This is a genomic window from Mycolicibacterium sp. XJ870, assembly GCF_053483975.1.
Window position 1 is genome coordinate 42,826 of sequence record NZ_JBEFTI010000013.1, and the last position, 26,649, is coordinate 69,474.

A 26,649-nucleotide genomic window follows, 5' to 3' on the forward strand; every position below is an offset into this window, starting at 1 on the left:
CCACCGCGTGCCCCTACAGAACCGGGTCACTCCCGGCGGAGCGATCATCGCGACCAGTGCGCGCGGAACGTTCATGGGCAATCGTGGAATCCTCCACGATGAGCACCGACGAATCGTCCGCACGTCGCGCAACCCGATGTGGTTGATCTGCCTTCTCGAATTCAAGGGTCGCAGACGCAAACTCATGAGCCCGGGGACCTACACCGAGCTCTTCTTTCTCGACGAGGCGGTCGCCCTGGCGGCCAGCGCCGCGACCACGAAGCCTCCGAGCGCCGCCCAGCCCGCCACACCGTCGAGCCCGTTCTTGGCCATCAGCACCAGTGCCGCGCCGGCGACGCACACGAGCATGCCCGCGGCGATCGATCCGGCTCCTGTCGCGCGAACCGGCCCGTCCCACCACGGCAATGGGCGGTGTTCCAGCGGCGACAGCAGCCGGAACGCCACAGCCATGAGGATGGCGAACACAATCGCGCGCAGCGCGAGCAGACCCCAGAAACCGGGCGCATGCGGATCGAAGGCATCGAGGCCGATGGCGTGCAAGGTGAAGGCGGCGACGGCGATAACCGGGATGTGCCAGAGGTAGAGCGTCATCGCTCCCCCGTTGCCCACGGCGATGACGTGCCACACGCGCGGCCGCTGCGCCCACCGCTGGATCGCACCGGCCGCCGCCACGAACGCGTATGACATCCAGGTGCACTGCAGGGCGAGCAGCAGTGTCGGCGGCGACACATTGGACACCCGCTCGGCTCCGGTGACCACCAGCGAGACGTCGTAAATCCCGGTCAGGGCGAGGAGCACCTGCGCACCGAACGCGCTGACGGCCACCGCGACTGCTATGCCCGGACGGATCAGGTGGCGTGCGTAGGCCACGCCGATCACCACTGGGATCAGCCATACGGTGACCAGGTTCGGGAAGCCGGCGGCGGCTGAGCCGGCCGCAAACCGTAGCGCGTCGAACCCGGCAGCGGATACGACAAGCAGTGCCACCAGCACCGCAACCGTCCGACCGGTTTGCAGCCGTGTCAGCGCCGGGACGAATGCCAGCACCACCAAGTACACGCCGAGAAACCACAGCAGTGCCACAGACTCACGCCCGAGCGCCTTCGCGGACTCCGCCCCCATCGTCAGCTGCACACCAACAAGGGCGACGGTCCACACCGCGAGATACCAGAACACCGGCCGGCACAGCCGCTGCGACCTCGTGAACAACCAGGAGCCCCAACGCTTTCCGGAGCTGGCGGCACCCTTCGCCGGTGAAGGATTCCAGCTGTAGGCGCCGGCAGCGCCCCCGGCAAGAAAGAACAAGGGCATCACCTGCACGATCCACGTGATGGGTGCGAGTTCGGGCATTGCGCCGAGGATGTTGCCGACCCGGACACCGCTGGAGTCGATCGTGGCGAGCAGCAACGCACAGTGTCCGAACATGACCACGATCAATGCGCCGAGTCGGGCAACATCGACGGCGCGGTCACGGGCGGGCTTGGTGTCGTGAGCGACACCGCCGGGCGACGATGCGACCTCAGGGGTTGGCATGTGTTCAGTCTGCCGTGCCCTAGAGCCCCTGCGGATGCGTAGTACTACCCACGAATTTGAGCAATGACCAACGATGAGTCATGCCGTCCGGAGCAGTCTGATCTCCATGGGCAGACTCATCTATGGCTTCAACGTGTCGGTGGACGGGTACATCGCCGATGCACAAGGCAACATCGACTGGTCCGATCCGAGCGAAGAACTGCACCAGTACTGGAACGACTTCGAGCGGGAGACCGCGTGCGCGTTCTACGGGCGGCGACTCTACGAACTGATGTCCGCGTACTGGCCGACTGCCGACAAGGCCCCGGACGCCACCCCGATGATCGTCGACTACGCCCGCATCTGGTGCGACATGCCCAAGGTCGTGTTCTCGCACACCCTGGAGTCCGTCGACTGGAACTCCCGCCTGGAACGCGGCAACCCGGTCGAGGTGGTGACGAAGCTGAAAGCCGAGACCGACGGCAACCTGGAGGTGGCCGGCGCGACGCTGGCCGCACCGATCGTGCAGGCCGGACTGGTGGACGAATACCGGATCGTGGTCGCGCCCATCGCCGTGGGCGGCGGCACCCCATTCTTCCCGACACTGCCGGCATGGATCCCGCTGCGACTATTGGAGAACCGCACCTTCCCATGTGGCACGGTGCTGCTGCGCTACGAGGCGAAACACGACTGATCGGACACACACAGCCGGGCGAGCTGCGGATGCAGTACGAGATAGCGACTCCGAGGCTCATCGGAGATAAGGATTGCCCACCGCGTTCGGGGTAACGAGTTAACGAAGATCGCCATCCGCGTCCGACGCGGCAGTAAGCTGCTGGCTCGTGGGCAGAAATCTGTTCGCCAACGGCCGCGGTCGCTGGCTGGCATTGGTGGCCTCGGTCGCCGTCGCCGGCGCCATGTTCTACGCCCAGCGCCCCGAGCCGCCATGTTGTGGCGAAACGCCGGCGGCAGCGCCGACCGTCGAAGGGCTGACACCAGGCGGCGCGCCGGCCGGCACACCTCCTGCGGCGGAGGCGGAGTTGGTGGCGGCAAGCGCGCCTGTCGCTGCCAGAGACTTCCAGTTCGCGTTACCCGCCGGCGTCACGCCGGAGGCGGGGTTGCAAGTCAAGACGATCTGGGTTGCCCGGGCGATCAGCGTGATGTTTCCGGAGATCACCACCATCGGCGGGTTCCGGCAGGACCCGTTGAAGTGGCATCCCAACGGATTGGCGATCGACGTGATGATCCCCAACTATCACTCCGACAAAGGCATCGAGCTCGGTAACCAAATCGCCGGGTTCGCCCTGGCGAACGCCAAACGCTGGGGCGTGATCCACGTGATCTGGCGGCAGGGCTACTACCCGGGCGTCGGTGCGCCGAGTTGGACGGCGGACTACGGCAACGAAACCGCCAACCACTTCGACCATGTTCACATCGCCACCAACGGCGGTGGCTACCCGTCCGGGCGCGAAAGCTACTTCATGGGATCCATGCGTCCGGCGCCCGAGAACTGATCCATTGCGGCGGCCATTCGCCGAAGTGTGGTAAACGCCATAGATTTTGCCAGCCTGGGGGCACGTCACTGCAGAATGAGCCCGACTGGGCGTCGGCGCGAGGGCAGTCCCCGCTTCCGAAATGATGACGGCTCAGGCCCTGTCGATTGATTGTGACCTGCTAATTCCCCCGTGCCGGTTGGCAGTGTTCCGGGGGCCGGATGGATGCTCTGCCGCGTCAAACGCTGGTTGACGCGGGGCAGACTTTCGGTAGCCACTAACCGCTACAGACAACACACTCGATTCCGGAGATCGGCTAAACCGCCGGTAGGGTCCGGTGCTCGTGGGTAAACACTCTTTGGCCGAGGGGCGGCGACGCCGACCGGCGCTCGTAGCCGCGGCCATCGTGCCTGCCGCCGCAATTCTCGTGCTCGGCGCTGACACCGCCGCTCCGACCATCAGTGACGATGTCCATTGCTGCGCTGAGGTCGCGACGGTAGCGGCTGTCGCGCCGACCACCCCGAATTCCGCAACGACTGCGATGTGGGCTCCAGACGCGCGTGCCGTTCGTGCGGGTGTCAAGGTGCCGCTGCCTGCCGGTGTGGCACCGGAGAAGGGCCTGCAAGTCGACACCATCTTGACCGCCAGAGCCGTCAGCGCGACGTTCCCCCAGATTCTCGACATCGGCGGAGTCCGGTCCGATTCTCTGAAGTGGCACCCGCACGGGATGGCGATCGATGTGATGATCCCGAACCCCTCCACCCCTGAGGGAATCGCTCTCGGCGACCGGATCGTCGCGTACGCCATCGACAACGCGGATCGATTCGACGTGAACCACGTGATCTGGAGGCAGGTCTCCTACTCCCACAACGGGTCGCGCAAGCGGATGTCGGACCGGGGTGGGGCAACCGCCAACCACTACGACCACGTTCACATCGCGACGAACGGCGGCGGATTCCCGACCGGGAAAGAAACCTACTTGAGGTAAGCCCTGCGGCGCCCTAGAGGACTTGGCCGCCAGGCCCGGCTACTCGACCGCCCACCCCGAGTGCGCTCTTCACCTTGCCGATCGCCTCGGTCTCGGCGGGGGCGACGCCTTTCGATGCCTCGGCGACCTTGTCGCACGCATCGACGATCAGCGACTTGAAGCCTTCGACCTCGTCGGGGCCTTTCTGCTGCAGGATCGTCACCGCTTGCCCCAGGGACGTGAGGACGGCCTGGTCGACCTCTTCCGGGCTGCCTTTGGGGGTGCTCGGCATCCCGCCTGACGTCAGTAGCTCGCGAAGTTCGGGCGAGGCCTTGGAAAGCACCTTGGAGCCGGCAATTGACTCCTTGAACATCGCGAAGAAGCCAGGGTCGGCCTTGGAGACGAGCATCATCGCGCCAAAGGCGGCGGTGCGGACGGTGTCGCGTTCTTCATCGCTGTAATCGGTCATGGGAGCCCATGCTTCTCCACTCCGATCGATCCCGTCGAGGGTGCACCGAAAAGGCGGCTCCGGATTTCTCCGGAGCCGCCTTGCGAGCGCTTGACTCAGTTGCCGGTGGGCAGCGCGATGTTCACTCCGTCTGCCGCAAGTTGTTCCCTCACATACTTGAATCTCTGGTACTGCGTGACGGTGATCGGGCCCGAATAGCCTTCGCTCTGGAGTTTCCGCGGCGGGTACTTCAGATAGGTCTGCATCAACTCCTTGACTGCCTCGTTGAAGGTCACGAGGGTCCAGGTGTGTTCGGTGTAGTTGTTCATGAAGATGTCATAGCGTTCCTGCGGGTCCTGCCAGAGGTCGAAGATCTGCGGGACGGTGGCGACATACGCCTCTGCCCCTTTCCAGCCCAGGTTGGTATCGACCGCGAGGCCTCCGGTGGTCGCACCGTCGTCGCCGCGCAAGTTGAAGACGGCCTTGTAGTGGCCGACTCGCACAGCCCCGGGCGTCAGTTCATTTTCGCTGAAGAAGTACCAGGACTTGCGCTCGGATTTGCCGGTTCCGAACAACACCGGTGACATGTCGTAGCTGTCGAAGATGATCGGTTCGCCTTCGCGATCCTCCTTCGGCAATTGCACCCCGGCCAGCGCGGCGAAGGTTGCCATGAAGTCGAGGCCGCCGACGATGTCGGAGTTGCGTGATCCCGCCTTGATACCGGGGCCCCACGCGATCGCAGGTACACGATTGCCGCCCTCGCGGACGGTGCCCTTGGTGCCGCGGAACGGGGTATAGCCGGCATCAGGGTAGACGTCCTGCCAGGCACCGTTGTCCGTCGTCCAGAACACGTACGTATTCTCGGCGAGGCCCAGCGAGCGGATCTTGTCCATGATGCGGCCGATTCGGGCGTCGTTCTCCACGATCGAATCCGCGAACTTCGACTTCGAGAGCGATTTTCCCTTGTAATCAGGGTGCGGCATGTTCGGTTGATGCACCTTCATGAAGTTGACATTCAAGAAGAACGGGATTTCGGACTTCGCGTTGTTGTCCAGGAACTCGAGTGCGTCCTGCTCGACGTACTCATCGAAGAACGGAATGCCGACGAGTCCCTTCTCAGGCGTGTTGACGTATTGGCCGTTGACCTTGAAGTCCTCTGTCGCCTTCTCGCCGGCTTTGCCCGACAGCGCACCCTGAGTCACCCGCTCGAACATCGCGCGGAGGTCCTCGTCCATGTCCGGGAACCATTCCGGGTCGGCATAGGTGTATGCGTTGAGGTGATAGAGCCCGCAGTGCCGCATTTCGTCGAAACCGTGCGCGTTGGGTAGCGCATAGTCGGACTCGCCGAGGTGCCACTTGCCGGTGAAGAACGTCTTGTAATCAGCGGTCTTGAGCACGGATGCCAGAGTCCACTCCGCTGCCGGCAGCCCGCCGCCCTGACCCTGGAAGGCCACGGTCGTCATGCCGCTGCGGTTCGGGATGCGTCCGGTGATCATCGCCGCGCGCCCGGCCGTGCAACTCGGTTGCGCGTAGAACGACAGGAACTGCATGCCTTCTTCGGCCATCCGGTCGAGATTGGGTGTGGGCATTCCCCGGTTTGCGCCACCTCCGTAGACGCCCGCATCGCCGTAACCGAAGTCGTCCGACGCAATGAGAACAATGTTTGGCTTGGTCTTACTTGCGCTTGTTGCCATGTGTTCCTCCCAGTGATGTGCAGTCAGCTCGCTGGCTGCCGATTGTCCTCATCGATCGATGAGGCTGTGGGCAAGAAGAATTCACAGGCGGACCCACCGCGCGAATATCGCTCCCCCGACCGCGGGAAGGCACGCCTTGACCGGTCCACAACTGCCACCCTGCCATCGATTTGTCCTCGGCGGGACCCACAAGACGAATTCATGTGGTGCAGCGCCAAAATTGTTATCTCCCAAAAGGTGAGCCGACAACACCAGAAGGGCGCGGACCGAAGAAACACAAAACCCGCTCCGATTCTGGTCGGAGCGGGTTTCAGTGTCGGGCTGACAGGAACCGCCGAGGCGACCGCCTCGTACCTCGGCGGGCGCTTCGGCTCCCGCACCATGTCCCCCCGACATGAAAAAAACTCGCTCGGCTTCGCCGGCGAGTTTCTTTTCAATGTCGGGCTGACAGGATTTGAACCTGCGACCACTTGACCCCCAGTCAAGTGCGCTACCAAGCTGCGCCACAGCCCGTTGCTCCCGGCTTGTCACCGGCAGCAGGTCGAAAGCTTACCGTAGGGTGCGGCGTCCGCCCCAATCGATATCCCCGCGCGTCATCGTGCCGCGGTATCCGGTTCTTCGGCCACCTCTTCTTCGGCCGGGGCCTCGGCATCGAGTTCCTCGGGCAGGTATTCCGGCGCCCTGGACGTCCGCCAGGCGTACACCACGAGGCTGACCCAAACGACCACGATGGTGGCGTAGATCGCCGTCGAAGCGACCCCGTGAATCCCGAAGTACTTCAGGAGTTTCTGGGCGTTGGTCAGCACGATGACACCGCCGACGCCGGTGCCCAGCAGCGCCGGGCTTATCTTCGACACCAGCCACGCTGCCAACGGCGCGGCCAGGATGCCGCCGGCCGCCAATCCCAGCACGATCGGGATGTTGTTCAGGAACTCCTCGCGCAATCCGACCAGGAAGCCCAACGACGCCGAGACCGCCACCAGGAACTCGGACGCACTCACCGAACCGATCACAGTGCGCGGCGCGGTTTTACCCCGCGACAGCAGGGTGCTGGTGGTCACCGGCCCCCAACCGCCACCACCGGACGCATCGATGAAGCCGCCGAACAGTCCCAACGGGGTCAGGAACTTCGCGGTGTGCGGGGTGCCGCCGGACCGGAAGGCCGGTGGATTCCGCAACGAGAACCGCAGCAGCACATACACACCGATGGCCAGCAGGATCCCCGCCATCAGCGGTGCGGCATCCTCGGTGGACAACGAGGACAACACCGTCGCACCGAGGAACGCGCCGACCGCACCCGGCGCGCCCAGCTTCAGCACGATTTTCCAGTCGATGTTCTTGAACCGCCAGTGGGACAGACCCGACGCCAGCGTGGTGCCGACCTCGGCCAAGTGAACGGCGGCGCTCGCCTGCGCAGAAGCCACCCCGCTGAGAACCAGCAGGGTCGACGCGGTAACACCGAACGCCATGCCGAGCGCGCCGTCGACGAGCTGGGCCCCGAGGCCGACAAGCGTGAAGATCAGTAGCGAACGCATGGGTTCGGCTGCTTTCGATTAATGGTCACCGAGACATGAGCGACCTGATGGACTGACGGCGCGGATCAGATGCGCGCGCGACACCATTCGTCGAAAGCCATCAACCGGCGCGACGGCCAGAAGGGCTCGAGAGCAGAAAGGGCAGATGGTGCGGTGCGGTAAGCACGTTCAGCCACCGGTCGCCCCTCCCTCGTAAGACAGATTCCGAAAGCCTACAAGAGGCTGTTCGCGTTCGCATCGCGGGTCTATACGGCCAACAACCGATACAACCCGATTAGTCCCACCACCACGATGACAGCGCGCAACGCGTTCGGCGACAACCGGCGTCCGTAGTGCGCACCGAGGAACCCGCCGATGAGTGAACCGATCGCGATCAGCCCCGCCGCAGCCCAGCTGATCCGGTCGAAGGCCACAGCGGTGTAGGCCACCGCGGCGACGATGTTGACCAGCAGCGACAGCAGATTCTTGGCGGCGTTCATGCGCTGCATCGATTCGGGCAGCAACGCCCCCATCACCGCGATCAGCAGGATGCCCTGGGCGGCGGTGAAGTAGCCGCCGTATATGCCGACGGCGAAGGTTCCGAGCACGAGCACGGCCATCTTGCGCGAGCTCACGTGTTCGACAGATTGCCCGGAGTCCTCGGCGCGCCGCCGCGCCCACGCCTGGATCCGCGGCCCGATCACCACCAGCGCCAGCGCCAGAATCAGCAACACCGGCACCACGGTGACGAACACCTTCTCCGGCAGATGCAGCAGTAGCCAGGCTCCACACCCGGCACCGATCAACGATGCCGGAATCTGCCACCGCAGCCGGTTCCACTGGCCACGCAGCTCACGCCGATAACCCCACGTGCCCGACACACCACCGGCCACCAGGCCGATCGCGTTGGACATGGTCGCTGTGACGGGTGGATAGCCGAGCGCCACCAGCGTCGGAAAGGTGATCAGCGTGCCCGATCCGACGACCGCATTGATCGCGCCCGCTCCGACACCGGCCAAGGCGATCAGAATCATGTGGGTGACGGACACTCGGGCAACCCTATCTGGGCTGGCCGTGGAGTCTCAGCCGCACCCAACGCGGCTCACACGCCACGAATCGCGCTAGCGCTTCGCTCCACGCTTCTCGCGGACCCGCACATTGATCCGAATCGGGCTGCCCTCGAACCCGAACGTCTCACGCAGACGCCGCTCCAGGAACCGCCGGTAACCGGCCTCCAGGAATCCGCTGGTGAACAGCACGAATGTCGGTGGGCGTGAGGTGGCCTGCGTCGCGAACAGAATCCGCGGTTGTTTGCCGCCACGCACCGGCGGCGGAGTCGCGGCCACCACCTCTTTGAGGAATGCGTTGAGTCGGCCCGTCGAAATCCGGGCATCCCAGGACGCCAGGGAAGTCTCCAGTGCGGGCACCAGCTTCTGCACGGCCCGTCCGGTCATGGCGGAGATGTTGACCCGCGGCGCCCACTGGACCTGTGCCAGTTCGCGTTCGATCTCGCGGTCCAGTAGGTAGCGCCGATCCTCGTCGACCAGATCCCACTTGTTGAACACCAGCACCAGCGCACGCCCGGCCTCGATCACCATGGTGAGCACCCGCTGGTCCTGTTCGGTCAACGGCTGAGACCCGTCGATCAGCACCATCACCACTTCGGCGGCGTCGATTGCGCCACGCGTGCGTACCGACGCATAGAACTCGTGCCCACTGGCCTGACCGACCTTGCGGCGCAGTCCCGCGGTGTCGATGAAACGCCAAGTCTTGCCGCCCAATTCGATCAGCGAGTCGACCGGGTCCACGGTGGTTCCGGCCACATCGTGCACCACCGAACGCTCGTCACCGGCCAGCCGGTTCAGAAGTGAACTTTTGCCCACGTTGGGTTTTCCGACAAGGGCGACCCGGCGCGGGCCACCCCCACCGCCGGCCATCTCCGAGACTTCGGGCAGCTTCTCGATCAGGCGGTCCAACAGGTCGGCCACACCGCGGCCGTGCATGGCGCTGATGGTGTGCGGCTCCCCCACCCCCAGCGACCACAGCGCTGCGGCGTCGGCTTCACCGCGTTCGGTGTCAACCTTGTTGGCCGCCAAGAAAACCGGCTTGCCCGACTTACGCAGCAGGCGCGCGGCGGCCTCGTCAGCGGTGGTCGCTCCGACCACGGCGTCGACCACCAGGATGATCGCGTCGGCGGTCCGCATCGCCACCGCCGCCTGATCGGCGACGAGCTGCTGCAGGCCCTTGGCATCGGGTTCCCACCCGCCGGTGTCCTGCACGACGAACCGGTGGCCCAGCCAGTTCGCGTCATAGGACACGCGGTCGCGGGTCACGCCGGGGATGTCCTGCACCACCGCTTCACGGCGTCCCAGAATGCGGTTCACCAGAGTGGATTTGCCGACGTTCGGCCGCCCGACGACGGCGACGACCGGCGGGGGACGGACGGATATCTCCGCCTCATCTTCCAAGGCTTCGGCGACCTCCGCGCCGATCTCCCAATCGGTTTCGTCGCTCCAGGTGCCGTCGGACTCTGAACTCATTGTCGTGCTCCTGCGTGTTGGGTCACCAGATCCAGCAGATGTGCGACAACCTGGGTTTCGTTCATGTCACTGGTGTCGACCACCAGCGCGTCCTCGGCGGCGCGCAGTGGCGACACCGGGCGCGTCGAGTCGAGGTGGTCGCGACGCTGCACGTCGGCGAGCACCGTCGGGTAATCATCGGGCAGGCCCGCGGCGATGTTCTGCGCATTGCGCCGCCGCGCCCGTTCCTCGGCCGACGCGGTGAGGAAGATCTTCACATCCGCATCGGGCAGCACCACGGTTCCGATGTCACGGCCTTCGACGACGACGCGCCCGCCTCCGGTCGCGAGCCGGCGTTGCAGGTCCACCAGCCGGGTCCGCACAGCGGGAACGGCCGAAACCGCGGACACCGCCCTGGTCACCTCGCCGCCGCGGATCTCAATCGAAACGTCTTCCCCACCAAGGTATGCGCGGTCCTCGTCGGGATCCGAACCGACACCGACTGCGACATCGGCGGCCGCCCGGTCGATTACCGCCGGGTCGGCCAGATCGGCACCCGCGCGCAGCGCCGCCAGCGTGACGATCCGGTACATCGCACCGGTATCGAGGTAGCGCGCACCCATGGCACGCGCCAAACCCCGTGACACCGAAGACTTTCCGGTTCCGGCCGGACCGTCCACCGCAACCACCAAAGATCCGCTCACAACCCCACCGCCTGATACAGCTCGCCGACTTCTTTGCGGCTGAGCACCCGGATACTGCCTGGCCGCTGATCCCCCAGCGACACCGTGCCGATGTCGGTGCGCACCAGCTCCTGCACCGGGAAATCCACCGCGGCCAGCAACCGCCGCACGATGCGGTTGCGACCCTCGTGCAGGGTGACCTTCACCATGGTCTTACCCGGCACCGTGTCCACCACCGCGAAATCGTCCACATGCGCTGGGCCGTCTTCTAATTCGATACCGGCGCGCAGCTTCTTGCCCAGCCCGCGCGGAATCGTCCCGATCACGGTGGCCACATACGTTTTCGTGACCTCGTAGGAGGGGTGCATCAACCGGTGCGCCAGTTCGCCGTCGTTGGTCAGCAGCAACAGCCCCTCGGTGTCGGCGTCGAGCCGTCCGACGTGAAACAGCTTCTTGTTACCCCGCACCCGGTGTTCGACCAGATCCCCGACACAGGGCCGGCCCCGGTCGTCGGACATCGTGGAGTGCATGCCGCGCGGCTTGTTGATCGCCAGATACACCAGAGTGTCGTCGAGTTGCACCCGGACGCCGTCAACGCGGATCTCGGCCGTTTCCGGGTCGACACGGGTTCCGAGTTCGGTCACCACGCGACCGTCGACCTGCACACGGCGGTCTCGGATCATCCGTTCCGCAACCCGGCGGGATGCAATTCCTGCTTGCGACAACACTTTCTGCAGTCGCACACCTTCAGCTTCGGCTCCGGCCATGTCAGTCCTTGTCCACATCGAAGGCGAGCGGCCGATCGGTACTGGGCGAACCGCCGTTGAGTTTGGCGAAACGCGGTTCGTCACCGAGTGATTCGCTCAGATCGTCGATCACGTCGACGTCGGGAAGTAGCGGCGCGATATCGGGAAGGTCGGCCAGCGAAGACAGCCCCAGGCGTTCAAGGAACAGCTCGGTCGTCGCGAACGTCACCGCGCCCGAGTCGGGATCGGTTCCGGCCTCGGTGATCAACCCGCGCGCCAACAGTGTCCGCATCACCGCATCGACATTGACGCCGCGCACCGCGCTCACCCTGGCCCTCGTCACCGGCTGCCGGTAAGCGACGACCGCCAGAGTCTCCAGCGCGGCACGGGTCAGCTTCGACCGGGCCCCGTCGAGCAGCAGTCGCTCGACGTATGGGGCGTAACGCGCCCGCGTGTACATCCGCCAGCCACCGGCGGCCTCGCGCAGGTCGATACCACTGTCCCGGGCCGCCAGGTCGTCGGCCATGAGCCGCAGTTTTGCTGCGATCCGGTAGGCCGGCTGTTCGGTGGCCGACGCGAGGGCGTCAACCGTAACCGGTGTGTCGATCACCAGCAGCAGTGCCTCCAGCACGGCGCCGAGTTCACCGTCCTGCAGCTCGGGAACGGTGGTCACGTCGACGCCCAAATCCGGGTCCAAGCCCGTGCCCAGATTCGCATCGGCCGGAATCTCGTCAGTCATTCTTCTCGCTATTCTTCCGCTTCAGCGGTTGCCAGGTGTTCGCTGTTCGGCCGATCTCCGGTCCACGAAACCTGGAGCACACCAAGCGGTTCTGATTGGTCGAATGCTACCGCCCTGGCCCTGAACAGCTCGAGCAGTGCCAGGAAGCGCCCGACGATCTCGATTCCGTCCGTGCAGTCGGCCACCAGTTCGCCGAAAGTCGCCCACTGGCCGACGCCACGCTGTTCCAGCAGGCCAAGGAGCCGCTCGGCCTGTTCGGGCACTGACACGCGCGGCATATGCAGGTGCTCGGTGGCCACGGTGGGCACCGGTCGGGGGGTGAATGCGGCCGCCGCAATGGTGGCGAACCTCTCAGCATCCACCCCGAGCATCACCTCCGGCAGCAGCTCGGAGTACCGATCCTCGAGCGACACCGCCCGCGGGTAGCTGCGCAGCGCGGCGGCCTCCAACTCGGCGAACATCACGGCGACGTGTTTGAACGCCCGGTACTGCAGCAACCGGGCGAACAGCAGATCCCGCACCTCCAGCAGGGCCAGGTCTTCCTCGTCGTGCACGTCGCCGGCGGGCAGCAGGCGGGCCGCCTTCAGATCCAGCAGGGTCGCCGCGATCACCAGAAAAGCAGTGGTCTCGTCGAGCTCCAGTTGGCGGCCGATCTCCTTGGTGTAGGCGATGAAATCGTCTGTCACCTGGTGCAACGCGACCTCGGTGACGTCGAGTCGGTGCGCAAAGATCAGCTGCAAGAGCAGGTCGAACGGCCCCTCGAAGTTGGTGAGCCGGACTTGGAAACGGTTCTGCTGACTGCCGCCGGAGGCATCGTCCGACGCAACCCCGGCATCCGCGACGTCGTTCACCCGCCGAACCGGTAGATGACTTCCCGAGCCAGCGATCGGTAGGCGAGGGCGCCCCCTGATTTGGGCGCCCAGGTGGTGATCGGCTCGCCGGCGACGCTGGTCTCCGGGAACCGGACAGTACGCGTGATGACGGTGTCGAAGACCAGGTCGCCGAACCGCTCGACCACTCTCGCCATCACCTCGCGGGAGTTCACCGTGCGAGGGTCGTACCGCGTGATCAGGATGCCGCTGATTCCCAGGCGCGGGTTGAGACGGTCGTGCACCTTGTCCACCGTGTCGGTGAGCAGTGCCAGCCCGCGCAGCGAGAAGTACTCGCATTCCGTCGGGATGATGACCCCGTCCGCGCAGGCCAGCCCGTTGACCGTGAGCAGCCCCAGCGACGGCTGGCAGTCGATCAGCACGTAGTCGTAGCGGTCCAGCACGGGATACATCGCGCGCGCCAGGGACTGCTCGCGCCCCACCTCGTTGACCAGCTGGATCTCGGCCGCCGACAGGTCGATGTTGCTGGGCACCAGGTCCATGCCGCTGACCCGGGTCTTGATCAGCACGTCGTCGATCGACACCCGCGGCTCGATCAGCAAGTTGTGCACGGTGTGGTCGAGTTCGTAGTGCGGCACCCCGAGGCCCGCCGACAACGCGCCCTGCGGATCGAGATCCACCAGCAGCACCCGGCGACCGTACTCGGCGAGGCTTGCGCCCAGGTTGATCGTCGAGGTGGTCTTGCCCACCCCGCCCTTCTGGTTGCACATCGCGATGACCTTGGCCGGGCCGTGTCCGTACTTCGGCGCCGGTTCGGGGATGTCCCGTGGCGGCCTACCGGTCAGACCCAGCTCGGGCGCCGGATCCGGCCCCGTCGGGTCATGACTGTCGCCGTCGTTCACGTCGACTCCTCGCTCAAGCGCCCGTGGTTCACGCGCGACCACCGCTGGTCAGGCATCCCACACACTTGGCGAACATCCCGGCAAGTTTAACGTCGCCACGCTCGTCCGAGGGGCAGACCCGCGGGCAATCACGCGCATATGGTGAGCATCATGAGTCTGAAGCAGCGGTTGCCGATGTTGCGGTGGTCGTTCATCCGGATGGGAATCGGCGCCAGACACTTCTCGAAGACGGGCCAGTGGGGCGACGGACGGGAGGCCGCGGTCGCCGATTTCGTCGTGGCGAACGCGCGTCATGGAGACCTCGACGACGTGCTTGCCACCATCGACAAGTTCGCCTACGAGAAGTCGTTTCTGATCAACGTCGGCGATGAGAAGGGCGCACTGCTCGACGCCGCGGTCACCCGGGCGAACCCAAAGCTGGCGCTGGAACTGGGCACATACTGCGGCTACGGCGCCCTGCGGATCGCCCGGGCAGCACCCGCGGCCCGGGTGTTCTCCGTGGAGTTCTCCCCCGCCAATGCCGACATCGCCCGGCGCATCTGGGCCCATGCCGGTGTCGCGGACCGGGTCACGTGCGTGGTCGGCACCATCGGCGACGGCGGCCGCACTCTCGACGCGCTCGCGCAGAGCGGATTCGATACGGGCGGGCTGGATTTCGTGTTTCTCGACCACGACAAGAACGCCTATCTACCGGATCTGCAGAGCCTGATGGCCCGCGGCTGGCTGCACCGGGGGTCGATTGTGGTCGCCGACAACGTCAAGCTGCCCGGCGCACCGAAGTATCTGGCGTACATGCGGGAGGCAGGGAGCACGATGACTCCAGTGTGGAGCACCACCGAGCACAAGACGCACGCCGAGTACCAAACCCTGCTGCCCGACCTCGTGCTGGAGTCGGAGTACCTCGGGTAAATTCTTACCGCGCGCGTGGATGGGCGCCCGCCCACACCTCGCGCAGCGTGTGCACCGTGACCATGGTGTAGATCTGCGTGGTGGTCACCGACGCGTGACCGAGCAGTTCCTGCACGACGCGAACGTCGGCTCCGCCGTCGAGCAGGTGAGTGGCGAACGAGTGCCGCAGCGTGTGCGGTGACACCGCCGACGCGATGCCGGCCCGCTCGGCGGAATCCTGCAAAACCTGCCAGGCGCTTTGGCGCGACAGTCGGCCACCGCGGGCGTTGAGGAAGATCGCCGGGGTGCCGCGGCCACGCCGAGCCAGATCAGGCCGCCCGCGCACCAGGTAGGCGTCCAGGGCGCTGACCGCCGGTCGGCCGATCGGCACCAGCCGCTGTTTGCCGCCCTTCCCGCGCAAGAGCACCGACCGGGCCCGGATGTCGATGTCGTCGACGTCGAGCCCGACGGCCTCGGAAATACGGGCCCCGGTCGAATACAGCAGCTCCAGCAGTGCCCGGTTGCGCAACGTCAACGGGCCATCGGCCTCGCTGTCCCCACCGGCGGCCTCCAGCAGCGCCAGCACCTCATCGAGCGTGAGGCTCTTGGGCAGCCGCCGGCTGGGCGTGGGTGGTTTCACCGCACGGGCGACGTCGATCTCGGCGAATCCCTCGGCCACGGCGAACCGGTGCAGGCCCCGCACCGCGACCACCGCCCTGGCTGCCGACACCGCGGACAGTGCGGTGAGCCCGGCGTCGGGGTCACCGCGGCGCAGCGCCACCAGGAAATCGCTCACATCGGACTCCGCGACCTTGGCCAGATCGTCGATACCGCGCTGCCTCAGGTGTTCGGCGTACCGGCGCAGGTCACGGCGGTAGGAGCTGAGCGTGTTGGCCGCCACCCCCCGCTCGATCGTCAGGTGATCGAGGTAGCCCTGAAGTTGGTCCGCGAGCGCAGTCCGAAGAGGGGCCGGGGACGTCACAGCAGGCCTTTGCGCCGCCAGAACGCCGTCGGTCGATCCACCCACTCTGCCTCCACGGGCCGCAGCGACTCCGCAGAAGGCATCGCATGAGCGGCCAGAATGCCTGCTACCGCAATCGAATTCACAATGTCACCGGAGAACACCCGGGACACCGCCTCGGTCAATGGCACCCGCTCAATCACCATGTCGGCTTCCTCGTCGTGGGCCTCGGGCCTGCCGACGTCGGTCAGCCCGGTGGCCAGGAAGATCCGCACGCTCTCGTCGGAGAAACCCGGCGTGGAGTCCAGATCGACCAGGACCCGCCAATGCGCGGCGGCGAGGCCGACCTCCTCTTTGAGTTCTCGGGCCGCGGTCACCTCGGGTGGTTCCCCACCGAGGTCAAGCAGGCCGGCGGGTAGTTCCCACAACCGGCGGCCCAGCGGATGACGGTACTGGTAGACCAGCACCACATTCTGGTCCTCATCGAGAGCCACGACCGCCACCGCACCGTAGTGCTCGACGACCTCACGCCGCGCCGAGCCGCCTCCCGGCATGCCGACCTCGTCGGCCCGCAGCGCGAAAATCTTTCCGACGTAAACGGTTTCGCTGGCCAGCGTCTCGAAGTCGTGTTCACCCACGGACGTCGGATTTCTCCAGAGACTCGTCGAGTACGGGTTCGGTGTGTTCCACGCCGTTGGAGAACTGTTCGGGCAACTCCATGCCCGGCAACCGCTCCTCGGCCTTGTAACCGAGCGCCGCGCCGATGAACGACGCGAACAGCGGATGCGGCCGGGTAGGCCTGCTCTTCAATTCGGGGTGGGCCTGGGTGCCGACCATGAACGGATGCACCTCGGGCGCGTACTCGACGAACTCCACGAGATGCCCGTCGGGCGAGGTGCCCGAGAACCGCAGGCCGCTCTCGGCGATCCGGTCCCGGTAGGCGTTGTTGACTTCGTAGCGGTGCCGGTGCCGTTCGGACACCTCGGTCGCCTGGTAGGCCTGGGCGACAATCGAATCCGGTGTCAGCACAGCCGGATAGGCACCAAGTCGCATCGTACCGCCGAGATCCGCCTCACCGGCTACGGCGTCCTCCTGGTCGGCCATCGTGGAGATCACCGGGTCCGGTGTCGTCGGATCGAACTCGGCCGAGTTGGCGCCGGAGATCCCGACCGACCGGGCCGCTTCGATGACGATGCACTGCAGGCCGAGGCACAAGCCCAGCACGGGCAGCCCGCGCTTGCGGGCGTAGGTGATGGCGCCGATCTTGCCCTCGATGCCACGGATGCCGAAACCGCCGGGGATGAGTACACCGTGGACGTCGGCGAGTGCCGCGGTGACCCCGCTCTCGGTCTCGCAGTCGTCGGAGGCGACCCACCGCATGTCCACCTTGGCGCGGTGCTTGAACCCGCCGGCGCGCAGCGCTTCGGCGACCGACAGGTAGGCGTCGGACAGGTCGATGTACTTGCCCACCAAGGCAATTCGCACTGTCTCGTGCGGCTCGTGGACCCGCTGCAACAGGTCGTTCCACTGGGTCCAGTCGACGTCGCGGAACGGCAGGTTCAGCCGGCGCACCACGTAGGCATCGAGTTCCTCGCGGTGCAGCACCTTCGGAATGTCGTAGATCGACGGCGCGTCGGGGGTGGAAATCACACCGTCAACATCGACGTCGCACATCAGCGCGATCTTGTTCTTGAGCGGCTCGGGGACGTCGCGGTCACAGCGCAGGATGAGCGCGTCCGGGGTTATGCCGATGCTGCGGAGGGCGGCCACCGAGTGCTGGGTCGGCTTGGTCTTGAGTTCCCCCGACGGCGCCAGGTACGGCACCAGCGACACATGCAGGAAGAACACGTTGTCGCGGCCGACGTCGTGGCGCACCTGCCGGGCCGCTTCCAGGAACGGCTGTGACTCGATGTCGCCCACCGTGCCGCCGATCTCGGTGATCACCACGTCGGGTCGGTTGCCGGACGCGTCGGGCTCGGCCATCGCCAGGATGCGGCTCTTGATCTCGTCGGTGATGTGCGGGATGACCTGGACGGTGTCGCCGAGGTACTCGCCGCGACGCTCCTTGGCGATAACCGACGAGTACACCTGGCCCGTCGTCACATTGGCCGAACCGGACAGGTTGCGGTCCAGGAACCGCTCGTAGTGGCCGACGTCGAGATCGGTTTCGGCCCCGTCCTCGGTGACGAACACCTCACCGTGCTGGAACGGGTTCATGGTGCCGGGGTCGACGTTCAGGTAGGGGTCCAGCTTCTGCATGGTCACCTGCAGGCCCCGCGCGGTCAGCAACTGACCGAGGCTGGACGCGGTCAGACCTTTACCGAGTGAAGACACCACGCCACCAGTGACGAAAAGGTGTTTGGTGGCGGTTTGCGGGTGCTTGCGTAGCGCGGGCAAAAGCATCCTCCGTGACGACTGGCAGGTAATCGCCGAAGCTAGCTGTGGCCTGCCGACCCACGGAATCTCACCTTAACACCGACCCCGACAAGCCGTCGCTGACTCGCCGCGGAGGCAGGGTTATTGCGGGACGGTTACCGAGGCGGCGCCCCGGCCGGTTCCGTACTGCCCGGGCTTGCCGCCGCCGGCAAGCTCGCCGAGGGCAAGCACGGCGGTGAGCTGTCCCGCGCTGGAATCCGCGTCGTCGACGGTGCTGACCGCGGCGGTCAGTGCGGGATCGGACCTCGTCACAGCGACGGCGCCGGTTCCCGACGCGGCACCGTCTCGGCCGACAAGAACGGAGCCCGAGCCATGCTGCGCGAGGCCGGCTGCGAACCGGGCCACGGTCGCACCGCGGTTGCCGGCGTCGTCTCCGAGCCCGCCACCGGTCACGATCAGCGCGGTGTTGGCCGCGCCGATGTGCTCGTCGTCATAGGCGAGGAATCCGGTGTCACGGAGCGCGGCGAGCACGGTCTGGCGCGCCATGTCGTCCACCGGCTGGGCAGCGGGATTCTTGTCGGCCAGCAGGGCGATGCCCAGCAGATCTCCGGCCTGGGATCCCTGGTCCACCGCCGCGGTGCTGAGTTGTTTGCCTGCAGGCACGATCGGCGAGTTCACCACCGAGAGCAACTTGTCGGCCGAGTTGGCGTCGACGAACTCCTGGGTCAGGGACACCGCTCCGGTGACCGTGCCGCCGGCCTGGCCGATGAAGCGGGACATCGCGTCGACGTCCCCGTCTGCTGCGTCGGGGGTGCGGAACATCACCACCGATTTGTCCTTCAGTACGTCACGGATTATTCGGGGCGCCATCTGTGCGTCGAATTCGCTTGCGGCGTTGAGCTTTTCGTTCAGACGATTCTTCTCGTCGGCAAGAGTGTCGATCTGGTGCTGGAGGTCCTTCTTGTCGTCACGCAGCCCGGACAACACGGTGTTGGACAACAGACCGGACCCAAGCGCCACCCCGATCGCCAGCGCGAGGAACACCGCCGCCAGCGAGATCGCATGTGCACGTAGCGTTATCACAGCTCACCTGCCCATTCAGCTGACGAGGCCCTGAACCCACAGCACCAGCCGGTTCCAGTATTCGGCGGCCCAGTCGAGCACCGCGGCGTCGGCCCGCGACACCCACAGCGCGACGATGACGGCCACCATCATGGCCAGCACCAGCAGCGCGATCGCGCCGCCGGAAACCCGGCTGCGGTACAGCGTGGCGACGGCCTTGGCGTCGACGAGCTTCTCCCCCACCCGCAAGCGGGTCAGGAACGTCGAGGGCAAGCTGGCTTGGCGGGAGCGATCGAAGAACTCCTCGATGTTGGCGGTGTGCCCGGCTGTCACGATCAACGACGCCCCGTGGTGGTCGCACAGCAGCAACGCCAGATCGGCTGCCGAGCCGGCGGCAGGGAAGGTCATCGCGCCGACGCCGAGGTCCTGGATGCGTTCCAGGCCCGCCGCGTGGCCGTCGGCATCGGCAGGCAGCACCACCTGGGCACCGCAGCGCAACACCTCGACGCTCATCTTGTCCGGGTCGCCGACGATGAGCGCAGGCCGGTACCCGGCCTTGCGGAGCACGTCGGCCCCGGAGCCCACCCCGACCAAGATCGGTTGGTATTCCTTGATGAACGGTTTGAGTGCCTTGAGATCCTCGGCCGCGTTGGGTTCCTCGGCGACGATCACGACATGCCTGCGATGCAGGTCGACGTCGACGTTGGGGATGCCGATGCCGTCGATCAGCAGCGGGCTCTCGCTGCGAATGAACTCGATGGTGTTGCCGGCGAACGCCTCGAGGTGTGCCACCAGACCGCTCTTGGCCTCGTGCATCAGCTCATGGATCTCTTGGTCGTTTCGCTCGGTGCCCAGCGCGATCCGACGGTCACCGGAGTAGATGCCGCCGTTGTGCAGCCGCACCCGGGCACCGTCCTTGACCTTCTTGAAGACCTCGGGCCCGGCTTCATCGATCAGTGTCACGCCGTTGGCGACGAGCACCTCAGGTCCGAGATTGGGATAACGCCCGGAGATCGACGGCGATGCGTTGACCACCCCGGCGACGTTCGCCTCGACGAGGGCATCGGCGGTGATCCGGTCCAGATCCTGAGCGTCGAGGACGACGATGTCGCCGGGCCCGACGCGCCGCAGTAGCCGGTCGATGTCGCGGTCCACGCGGGCAGTGCCGGTGACACCCGGGCGTGAGCTGGCATTGCGAGTGAGCAGCGCTGACATCTTCATGCGGCGATTCTGTCGAGAAACCCTCAAGTGGAGGTGGAGGCGCGCCGTAACATCAGCCACACAAGTTGGCTTTAGTCACACCCGTAACAGGGCGTCAGGCCCCGTTTCGTTCCTGTTGTGCGGCCTGCAACAGCTCTCTGGCGTGGGCCCGGCCGCTGTCGGACTCACCAAGCCCGGCCAGCATCCGGGCCAGTTCGGCGACCCGGTCCTCGTCGTCGATCCGGCGCACTCCGCTGGACTTGCTGCGCCCGTTGCCGCTGTCGACGACGAGGTGTGCGTCGGCGTAGGCCGCGACCTGTGGCAGGTGGGTGACGACGATGACCTGGTGGGTCCGGGCCAGCTTTGCCAGCCGGCGGCCGATCTGCACCGCCGCACGGCCACCGACCCCGGCGTCGACTTCGTCGAACACCATCGTGGTGCCCGCGGCCGACGCCGCCAGCACCACCTCCAGCGCCAGCATGACCCGCGACAGCTCACCGCCGGAGGCACTCTTGGTCAGCGGGAGCACATCGGCGCCGCGGTGCGCGGTGAACCCGAACTCCACCGCATCGACGCCGTCGTGCCCGGCGTGCAGAACAGCGCCGTCGGGCATCGTCATAGGCGCCGAATCGTCAGCGCGCGCCGTCAACGGCCCCACCGTGATGGTGAACACCGCATTGGCCATGGCCAGCCCGGTCAGCTCAGCCGTCACCGCCTTGGCCAGGCCCTTGGCCGCCTTCTGGCGGGCCTTGCTGAGCTCCCCGGCCGCCACCACCAGCTGTCCTTCCAGCTCGCCGACCTGACGCTCCAGACCGGCCAGGGCCTCCTCGGAAACATCGAGCGCCGCCAGTTGCTCGGCGGCTGCGCGCGACCATGCCAACACCCCGTCGATGTCTGGAGCGTACTTACGGGTGAGGGTGCGCAGCTCGGCCTGGCGGGCCAGCTTGGTTTCCAAAGTGCTGGCGTCACTGGGCAATTCGGTCAGATAGTCGCCGAGCTCCGAAGTCACGTCGGCGATCACCGCCACCGCCTCGCCTAGCCGCACCCCCAAAGCCTGCAACGACGCGTCGTCGGTCGACTCCAGTGCAGACTTTGCCTGGCTCACACCGTCAGCCGCCGACGTCGTGTCCGGCGAGGGATCGTCGAGTTCGCCGGACAGCGCGATCCGTGCCGTCTGCGCGGCGTCCCGCAGTGCGTCCAGCTCCGAGAGTCGCCGGATGTCGGCGACAATGGCCTCGTCCTCACCGGGTTGCGGTGCGACGGAATCGATCTCGTTGATCCCAAAGGTGAGCCGGTCGGCTTCCTGAGCGAGTTCGCGAGCACGCTGCCGACGATCGGCCAAGTCGCGACGGGCCACCAGCCACTGCTCCCGGACCGCGCGGTAGCGGGCCAACGGCTTTTCCACGTCGGCGAACCGATCCAGCGCCGCCCGCTGCTCGTCGGGACGCATCAGCCGCAGTTGATCGTTCTGGCCGTGCAGCGTCAGCACTTCGGCGGTGAAACTGCTCAACGACTTGGCGGGCACACTGCGCCCACCGAGATAGGCGCGCGACGGCCCGGCGCGGCTGACAGAGCGGGCGGCGATGATGCTGCCGTCGTCGTCGCGGTCGGCACCCGACGAGTCCAGTATCACCTCGACCCGGTCCGCGACATCAGTGCCCAGTTCGATTGTGCTGAACCGTCCTTCAACCACGGCACGGTCGGCACCCGACCGTACCCGGGTGGCGTCGGCCCGGCCTCCGCCGAGCAGGTGCAGCCCGGTGACCACCATCGTCTTGCCGGTTCCGGTTTCACCGGTCAGCACGGTCAGACCACGGTCGAACTCCGCGGTTGCGGCGCTGATGGCGCCCAGCGATTCGATTCGGATTTCAGCGAGCACGTGTGCTTACTGCCCCCGCCATCCGGTGACCGGCAGCCGGAACTTCCGCACCAGTCGGTCGGTGAACGGCGCACTGTCGAGCCGGACCCATTTCAGCGGTGTCCCGCAGCGGGTCACCTCCAACCGCCCGCCGGCGGGCACCACCATCTCGCGGCGGCCGTCGCAGAACACCAGAGCGTCGTTGCCGCTCGCCTCGATCTCGATGGCGATGGAGGCCAACGGGCTGGTTACCATGGGCCGGGCGAACAATGCGTGAGCATTGTTGGGTACCACCAGGATCGCTTCGAGATCCGGCCACAGCACGGGCCCGCCCGCGGAGAATGCGTAGGCGGTGGATCCGGTCGGTGTAGAGACCAGCACGCCGTCGCAGCCGAAGGCCGACACCGGCCGACCGTCCACTTCGAGCACGACACCGAGCACGCCAAGGCGGGGGCCCTTCTCCAGGCTGGCCTCGTTGAGCGCCCAACCCCGGTTCACCACCTCGGCTCCGGCCCGCACCGCCACATCGAGGGTCATGCGTTCCTCGATCCGGTAGTCCCGGTTGATGACATGCTCGAGCACGCGGTCGATGGCCTCGGCCTCGGCTTCTGCGAGAAAGCCGATTCGCCCGAGGTTCACGCCCAGAACAGGGATCTCCACATTGCGGGCAAGTTCGGCGGCACGCAGGAACGTCCCGTCCCCACCGAGCACGAGAACCAACTCGCAACCCTCGGCGGCGCGTTCGTCGGCGTCGACTACCTCGATCTCGACGCCCAACGCCCGCATGTCGTCGGGTGCCAGGTGCAGCGGCCCCCGGTCGACCGCCTCGGCCGACAGCACCCGCAGTGCAATGTCGTTGTCGCCGAGCACTTTCTCCACTCGGCGCGCGACCTCGGTTGCCTCATCCCGCCCGGTGTGCACCACCAGCAGGATCATCCGTTCCGACGTCATTGCGGCCCCTCCTCGACCGCCCGGCGTACTGCCCGTTCGAGTGATTCGCCGTGCAGCGGTGCGTCCGTCTCGCTACGCAGGTGCAGGAAGTACTCCACATTGCCCGATGGCCCGGGCAGTGGGCTGGCCGTCACATCGACAGCATGCCACTGCAGTTCGGCTGCCTTGCGGGCGACCGTGCACACGGCGTCGATACGCAATTCTGGTTCGGACACCACCCCGCCTGCACCCACCCTGTCCTTACCGACTTCGAACTGGGGCTTCACCATGGGAACGATATCGGCGCCGGGCCGGGCACACGTAGTCAGCGCAGGCAGAACCGTGGCCAGTGAGATGAACGACAGGTCGGCGACGATCAATTCCACCGGCCCGCCGATGGCTTCGGCGGTGAGTTCGCGGACGTTGGTGCGTTCGAGCACCTGCACACGCGGATCCGAGCGCAGCGGCCAGGCCAGCTGGCCGTACCCGACGTCGACGGCGACGACTTCCGCGGCACCTCGGTCCAGGAGCACTTCGGTGAATCCCCCGGTGGAGGCGCCGGCGTCCAGGCAGCGACGCCCCGTGACGGACAATCCGAAGGCGTCCAACGCACCGATGAGCTTGTGGGCACCGCGTGAGACCCATGTGCGCTCGTCGTTGTTCGTGACGGTGATGTTGGCGTCGACGGCAATGGCCGTGGCCGGTTTCGCCGCGGGCATTCCGTCGATCCGAACCCGCCCGGCCCCGATCAACTCCGCCGCCTGCTGGCGCGACCGGGCCAGCCCGCGCCTTACCAGCTCGGCGTCAACACGAGCTCGCCGTGCCACCAGCGCTCACCCCTTGTCGACCGACTCGAGTGCTTGCACGAGAAGGTCGTGCGCCTGCTCGAGCCGGGTGGCGAGCAGATCGATGTCGGTGTCACCGAGTTCGGCTCCGGGCGCGGACGGATCCGGCAGGTCGGCGAGCAGTTCGGCGACCTGGGCCTGGAGTTGGTCAGGATCGGTAGTCATAGCGGTATTCACGCTAGCCGATGGCGTGCTAGTCGACCGGCACCGACAGCAACGACCATCTCTGCAGCGCCTCGCGCGCGGTGTCGTCCCCGGCGAGTACTTTGACGTCCCGCCGGTCGAGTTCGGCAGTCCAGACTGCGTGCGCGGTGGCACGCAGTACCGACAGCGGGTCGATCGGCTCAGCACCGGTGGCGTGCACCGTCACGTCTGCCGCTCCGACGTCGACGCGCCAGGCCGGGTGCGGGGCGACTCGCAGAGCTGCGGAGTCGTCGTGCAGACCGCGCAGATCGAGCGCGATGTAATCCGGACGCTCCGTGGGCACGGCGTGCAGCGCTTCGGCCGCAGTACTGACGCCACTGAGCACCATCAGGCTGGGCAGGCCCGCAGCGACCGCTCCGGCGATATCGGTGTCCAGACGATCGCCCACGACGAGCGGCGCGTCGAACGTGCCCCTGCTCAAGGCGTCGTTCATCAATGTCGGCTGGGGCTTGCCCGCCACCTGCGGGTCCCGGCCGGTCGCCGCGCGTAACGCAGCAACCATCGCGCCGTTGCCGGGCAGCAGGCCTCGCTCGGACGGCAACGTGAGATCCACGTTGGCCGCGACCCACAGGGCACCGGCGCGGATCGCCAATGCCGCCTCGGCAAGCTCCGGCCATCCCGTCTGCGGCGAATGTCCCTGCACAACCGCCACCGGATCGTCGGCGAACTGCCGAACCGGCCGTAGGCCCGCATTGCCGATCTCATCGGCAAGCGCATCGGTGCCTACGACGAGAACCGCTGCGCCCGAGGGCAACTGCGCGGCAAGCAGCCGAGCGGCGCTTTGCGCGCTGGTGACGACGTCGTCGGGCTCTGCGCGGAATCCGAGTTCCCGCAGATGTTCGGCGACCTGGGCCGGTCCACGGGAGGCATTGTTGGTGACGTACAGCACCCGCGCCTCGACGCCTGCCAGGCTGTCGAGCGCCCCGGCTGTCGGCTCATGGCCGCGGAACACTGTGCCGTCAAGATCGAGCAGCAGGCAATCATATTGCCGTGCAAGCGACGTCACGTCAGGACAGCTCCGTGATCCGGTCTTCGGCGTCCGTCACGCCCTCGACGTCGGCGGCCGCCGCGTTGATGAACCACTGCTGCGCCTCGTCACGCCGTTCCAGGGCGAGAAGCGTATCGGCGTAGGCGTAGAACAGCCGGGCCGCCGTCTGTCCGGTGTTCGTCGGGTCAAGCTGCGGGCTCGACAGAATTGCCAGGGCCTGCTCGAGCTGCCCGAGATCCGAACGAGCTCCGGCAGCGACGATCCTCAGTTCGTCTGCCTCGTCGCCCGTTAGCGCAGCGGCCTCGGCACTGCGTGCGAGTTCGATGGCACGTTCCGGACGTCCGATCCCTCGCTCGCAGTCAGCGATCATGGGCAGCAACGGTGACTTGCTGCCCATCCGGCGGGCTGCCCGCAACTCGGCCAGCGCCTGCGCCCAGTCGCCGCAGTGGTAGGCCGCAATGCCGACCGCCTCACGTACGGCCGCAAGCCGGCCCGCCCGGTTCCGGGCAGCCCGGGCGTGTGCCAGTGCGGTCTCGGGATCCTCGTCGAGGAGGTTGCCGGCGGCGACCAGATGGCGAGCGACGAAGTCAGCGGTCGATTTGTCCAGGGTCACCAGATCCCGACGAATCTCCGGATTGAGCTGCCTGGCCTCGACGTCGGACGGAAGCCGCGGGCCCGAGTCGACCTGCTCCTCCGACCCAATTGGTTGTACCGGGCGGGCGCGGCCGGGCCCAGAGGACCGTGGCGCCGGGGACCGTTGATCACGCGAGCGTTGATCGTGCGGACGCCCACGCTGCCCGCCGCTGCTGGAAGCACGGTTGCTGGAATCCCGCCGTGGGCGGCGCTCACCGCCGCCTTGACTGTCTCCGACCACGTGTGCCTTTCTACCCGCCCCTTCCCGCAAAGGATACTGGGCGGGGTGAGCCCGACATAATCCTGTGTTCGAGTTCCGAATACGTGAACGTGTGTGGACTCGGCGTATTGCACCGAAATTGCAGTCAGGGACAGATTTCGCCCGGATATTGTCCCTGGATGCAATGTCGGTGCGACTGCTTGCCGCATCGTCGGGCGCTTTTTGATGCGCAATTGCCTGGTGTGTAGTCACGCTTCGAGGGTCCAACCTCTGGGGCAATGTGGGTCGTGGTTGCTGTGTCGAGTGTGCAGGTTGCCCGGTGGTGGTCGGGGAGAAATGTCGCAGGAAGCGACACACTCGCGGCGGATAGAACGCGCCGTGTGCGAAGTCAGGTTGGGCAGGAAGCCGAACGATGCCGGCTTTGTTCAATTGAGGGG

At 66.4% G+C, this 26,649-nt stretch carries 26 protein-coding genes and 1 tRNA gene; 4 read left to right on the forward strand and 23 right to left on the reverse strand.

The genetic code is table 11. From position 1 onward, the window contains the following. Nucleotides 1-198 precede the first annotated feature (198 nt). Entirely contained in the window at nucleotides 199-1,533 is a 1,335-nt protein-coding gene (locus ABQF30_RS29365; protein WP_448470556.1) for an acyltransferase family protein, read from the reverse strand. 106 nt (nucleotides 1,534-1,639) lie between these two features. On the opposite strand from ABQF30_RS29365, the gene ABQF30_RS29370 reads away from it, so the two are divergent. The 3 genes from ABQF30_RS29370 to ABQF30_RS29380 all read left to right on the forward strand — a co-directional run bounded on the left by ABQF30_RS29370 (nucleotide 1,640) and on the right by ABQF30_RS29380 (nucleotide 3,993). Then, nucleotides 1,640-2,206, forward strand: coding sequence for a dihydrofolate reductase family protein (locus ABQF30_RS29370; RefSeq protein WP_448470558.1), 567 nt, complete (start codon nucleotides 1,640-1,642; stop codon nucleotides 2,204-2,206). A gap of 148 nt (nucleotides 2,207-2,354) precedes the next feature. Further along, entirely contained in the window at nucleotides 2,355-3,026 is a 672-nt protein-coding gene (locus tag ABQF30_RS29375) for a VldE C-terminal domain-containing protein (protein ID WP_448470560.1), read from the forward strand. Between the two features lie 322 nt (nucleotides 3,027-3,348). Continuing rightward, complete coding sequence (locus tag ABQF30_RS29380) at nucleotides 3,349-3,993, forward strand: VldE C-terminal domain-containing protein (protein ID WP_448470562.1); 645 nt, start codon at nucleotides 3,349-3,351, stop codon at nucleotides 3,991-3,993. 13 nt (nucleotides 3,994-4,006) lie between these two features. On the opposite strand, the gene ABQF30_RS29385 is transcribed toward ABQF30_RS29380, so the two are convergent. The 11 genes from ABQF30_RS29385 to ABQF30_RS29435 all read right to left on the reverse strand — a co-directional run bounded on the left by ABQF30_RS29385 (nucleotide 4,007) and on the right by ABQF30_RS29435 (nucleotide 14,047). Further along, nucleotides 4,007-4,441 (reverse strand): hypothetical protein, encoded by a 435-nt coding sequence (locus tag ABQF30_RS29385; RefSeq protein ID WP_448470564.1) that lies wholly within the window; start codon nucleotides 4,439-4,441, stop codon nucleotides 4,007-4,009. Nucleotides 4,442-4,536: 95 nt separating this feature from the next. Then, on the reverse strand, nucleotides 4,537-6,114 hold the full coding sequence (locus ABQF30_RS29390; RefSeq protein ID WP_448470566.1) for an arylsulfatase: 1,578 nt from the start codon (nucleotides 6,112-6,114) through the stop codon (nucleotides 4,537-4,539). 439 nt (nucleotides 6,115-6,553) lie between these two features. After that, nucleotides 6,554-6,627 (reverse strand) — tRNA-Pro (locus tag ABQF30_RS29395). Between the two features lie 80 nt (nucleotides 6,628-6,707). Then, nucleotides 6,708-7,649, reverse strand: a complete 942-nt coding sequence (locus ABQF30_RS29400) for a sulfite exporter TauE/SafE family protein (RefSeq protein WP_448470568.1) — start codon at nucleotides 7,647-7,649, stop codon at nucleotides 6,708-6,710. A 245-nt stretch (nucleotides 7,650-7,894) separates the two neighbouring features. Next, nucleotides 7,895-8,662, reverse strand: coding sequence for a sulfite exporter TauE/SafE family protein (locus ABQF30_RS29405; protein WP_448470614.1), 768 nt, complete (start codon nucleotides 8,660-8,662; stop codon nucleotides 7,895-7,897). 87 nt (nucleotides 8,663-8,749) lie between these two features. After that, nucleotides 8,750-10,168 carry a ribosome biogenesis GTPase Der gene (der, locus tag ABQF30_RS29410; RefSeq protein ID WP_448470570.1) on the reverse strand — a complete coding sequence of 473 codons (1,419 nt, stop codon included), beginning with the start codon at nucleotides 10,166-10,168 and terminating at the stop codon, nucleotides 8,750-8,752. After that, entirely contained in the window at nucleotides 10,165-10,851 is a 687-nt protein-coding gene (cmk, locus tag ABQF30_RS29415; protein WP_448470572.1) for a (d)CMP kinase, read from the reverse strand. The genes der and cmk overlap by 4 nt, the downstream gene beginning before the upstream one ends. Continuing rightward, nucleotides 10,848-11,597 carry a pseudouridine synthase gene (locus tag ABQF30_RS29420; RefSeq protein ID WP_448470574.1) on the reverse strand — a complete coding sequence of 250 codons (750 nt, stop codon included), beginning with the start codon at nucleotides 11,595-11,597 and terminating at the stop codon, nucleotides 10,848-10,850. Before ABQF30_RS29420 ends, cmk begins: the two co-directional genes overlap by 4 nt. 1 nt (nucleotide 11,598) lies before the next feature. Then, the gene (gene scpB / locus ABQF30_RS29425) at nucleotides 11,599-12,315 is read right to left on the reverse strand and encodes an SMC-Scp complex subunit ScpB (RefSeq protein WP_448470576.1); all 717 of its coding nucleotides are present in this window, start codon (nucleotides 12,313-12,315) and stop codon (nucleotides 11,599-11,601) included. An 8-nt stretch (nucleotides 12,316-12,323) separates the two neighbouring features. Beyond that, nucleotides 12,324-13,166, reverse strand: coding sequence for a segregation/condensation protein A (locus ABQF30_RS29430; RefSeq protein WP_448470579.1), 843 nt, complete (start codon nucleotides 13,164-13,166; stop codon nucleotides 12,324-12,326). After that, nucleotides 13,163-14,047 carry a ParA family protein gene (locus ABQF30_RS29435; protein ID WP_448470581.1) on the reverse strand — a complete coding sequence of 295 codons (885 nt, stop codon included), beginning with the start codon at nucleotides 14,045-14,047 and terminating at the stop codon, nucleotides 13,163-13,165. The genes ABQF30_RS29430 and ABQF30_RS29435 overlap by 4 nt, the downstream gene beginning before the upstream one ends. A gap of 150 nt (nucleotides 14,048-14,197) precedes the next feature. Between ABQF30_RS29435 and ABQF30_RS29440 the strand changes: the two genes are divergently transcribed. Beyond that, on the forward strand, nucleotides 14,198-14,956 hold the full coding sequence (locus ABQF30_RS29440; RefSeq protein ID WP_448470582.1) for an O-methyltransferase: 759 nt from the start codon (nucleotides 14,198-14,200) through the stop codon (nucleotides 14,954-14,956). Between the two features lie 4 nt (nucleotides 14,957-14,960). Here ABQF30_RS29440 and xerD read toward each other — a convergent pair whose 3' ends face one another. The 11 genes from xerD to ABQF30_RS29495 all read right to left on the reverse strand — a co-directional run bounded on the left by xerD (nucleotide 14,961) and on the right by ABQF30_RS29495 (nucleotide 26,233). After that, nucleotides 14,961-15,917 carry a site-specific tyrosine recombinase XerD gene (xerD, locus tag ABQF30_RS29445; RefSeq protein ID WP_448470584.1) on the reverse strand — a complete coding sequence of 319 codons (957 nt, stop codon included), beginning with the start codon at nucleotides 15,915-15,917 and terminating at the stop codon, nucleotides 14,961-14,963. Continuing rightward, nucleotides 15,914-16,534: an NUDIX domain-containing protein gene (locus ABQF30_RS29450; protein WP_448470586.1), complete on the reverse strand. Its 621-nt coding sequence runs from the start codon at nucleotides 16,532-16,534 to the stop codon at nucleotides 15,914-15,916. The genes xerD and ABQF30_RS29450 overlap by 4 nt, the downstream gene beginning before the upstream one ends. Then, nucleotides 16,527-18,293, reverse strand: a complete 1,767-nt coding sequence (locus tag ABQF30_RS29455; protein WP_448470588.1) for a CTP synthase — start codon at nucleotides 18,291-18,293, stop codon at nucleotides 16,527-16,529. Before ABQF30_RS29455 ends, ABQF30_RS29450 begins: the two co-directional genes overlap by 8 nt. A 120-nt stretch (nucleotides 18,294-18,413) precedes the next feature. Further along, on the reverse strand, nucleotides 18,414-19,355 hold the full coding sequence (locus ABQF30_RS29460) for a copper transporter (protein WP_448470590.1): 942 nt from the start codon (nucleotides 19,353-19,355) through the stop codon (nucleotides 18,414-18,416). Between the two features lie 15 nt (nucleotides 19,356-19,370). Further along, a complete protein-coding gene (gene steA, locus ABQF30_RS29465) occupies nucleotides 19,371-20,555 on the reverse strand; it encodes a putative cytokinetic ring protein SteA (protein ID WP_448470592.1) in 1,185 nt (394 codons plus the stop codon). A gap of 94 nt (nucleotides 20,556-20,649) precedes the next feature. After that, entirely contained in the window at nucleotides 20,650-22,413 is a 1,764-nt protein-coding gene (gene recN, locus ABQF30_RS29470; protein ID WP_448470594.1) for a DNA repair protein RecN, read from the reverse strand. A 6-nt stretch (nucleotides 22,414-22,419) separates the two neighbouring features. Then, the gene (locus ABQF30_RS29475; protein ID WP_448470596.1) at nucleotides 22,420-23,343 is read right to left on the reverse strand and encodes an NAD kinase; all 924 of its coding nucleotides are present in this window, start codon (nucleotides 23,341-23,343) and stop codon (nucleotides 22,420-22,422) included. Then, complete coding sequence (locus tag ABQF30_RS29480) at nucleotides 23,340-24,149, reverse strand: TlyA family RNA methyltransferase (RefSeq protein WP_448470598.1); 810 nt, start codon at nucleotides 24,147-24,149, stop codon at nucleotides 23,340-23,342. The genes ABQF30_RS29475 and ABQF30_RS29480 overlap by 4 nt, the downstream gene beginning before the upstream one ends. Before the next feature lie 6 nt (nucleotides 24,150-24,155). Next, complete coding sequence (locus ABQF30_RS29485; RefSeq protein ID WP_448470600.1) at nucleotides 24,156-24,332, reverse strand: hypothetical protein; 177 nt, start codon at nucleotides 24,330-24,332, stop codon at nucleotides 24,156-24,158. A 28-nt stretch (nucleotides 24,333-24,360) separates the two neighbouring features. Continuing rightward, nucleotides 24,361-25,377 (reverse strand): HAD-IIA family hydrolase, encoded by a 1,017-nt coding sequence (locus tag ABQF30_RS29490; RefSeq protein WP_448470602.1) that lies wholly within the window; start codon nucleotides 25,375-25,377, stop codon nucleotides 24,361-24,363. Nucleotide 25,378: 1 nt separating this feature from the next. Beyond that, complete coding sequence (locus ABQF30_RS29495) at nucleotides 25,379-26,233, reverse strand: tetratricopeptide repeat protein (protein ID WP_448470604.1); 855 nt, start codon at nucleotides 26,231-26,233, stop codon at nucleotides 25,379-25,381. Nucleotides 26,234-26,649: the final 416 nt, after the last annotated feature.

What these genes read in the sequence shown, in the direction of transcription:
- ABQF30_RS29365 (WP_448470556.1), bottom strand. Translation starts at nt 1,533, where the DNA reads ATGCCAACCCCTGAGGTCGCATCGTCGCCCGGCGGTGTCGCTCACGAC.
- scpB (WP_448470576.1), bottom strand. Translation starts at nt 12,315, where the DNA reads ATGACTGACGAGATTCCGGCCGATGCGAATCTGGGCACGGGCTTGGAC.
- ABQF30_RS29475 (WP_448470596.1), bottom strand. Translation starts at nt 23,343, where the DNA reads ATGACGTCGGAACGGATGATCCTGCTGGTGGTGCACACCGGGCGGGAT.
- der (WP_448470570.1), bottom strand. Translation starts at nt 10,168, where the DNA reads ATGAGTTCAGAGTCCGACGGCACCTGGAGCGACGAAACCGATTGGGAG.
- ABQF30_RS29420 (WP_448470574.1), bottom strand. Translation starts at nt 11,597, where the DNA reads ATGGCCGGAGCCGAAGCTGAAGGTGTGCGACTGCAGAAAGTGTTGTCG.
- ABQF30_RS29370 (WP_448470558.1), top strand. Translation starts at nt 1,640, where the DNA reads ATGGGCAGACTCATCTATGGCTTCAACGTGTCGGTGGACGGGTACATC.
- ABQF30_RS29440 (WP_448470582.1), top strand. Translation starts at nt 14,198, where the DNA reads ATGAGTCTGAAGCAGCGGTTGCCGATGTTGCGGTGGTCGTTCATCCGG.
- ABQF30_RS29385 (WP_448470564.1), bottom strand. Translation starts at nt 4,441, where the DNA reads ATGACCGATTACAGCGATGAAGAACGCGACACCGTCCGCACCGCCGCC.
- ABQF30_RS29405 (WP_448470614.1), bottom strand. Translation starts at nt 8,662, where the DNA reads ATGATTCTGATCGCCTTGGCCGGTGTCGGAGCGGGCGCGATCAATGCG.
- ABQF30_RS29390 (WP_448470566.1), bottom strand. Translation starts at nt 6,114, where the DNA reads ATGGCAACAAGCGCAAGTAAGACCAAGCCAAACATTGTTCTCATTGCG.
- ABQF30_RS29485 (WP_448470600.1), bottom strand. Translation starts at nt 24,332, where the DNA reads ATGACTACCGATCCTGACCAACTCCAGGCCCAGGTCGCCGAACTGCTC.
- steA (WP_448470592.1), bottom strand. Translation starts at nt 20,555, where the DNA reads ATGAAGATGTCAGCGCTGCTCACTCGCAATGCCAGCTCACGCCCGGGT.
- ABQF30_RS29400 (WP_448470568.1), bottom strand. Translation starts at nt 7,649, where the DNA reads ATGCGTTCGCTACTGATCTTCACGCTTGTCGGCCTCGGGGCCCAGCTC.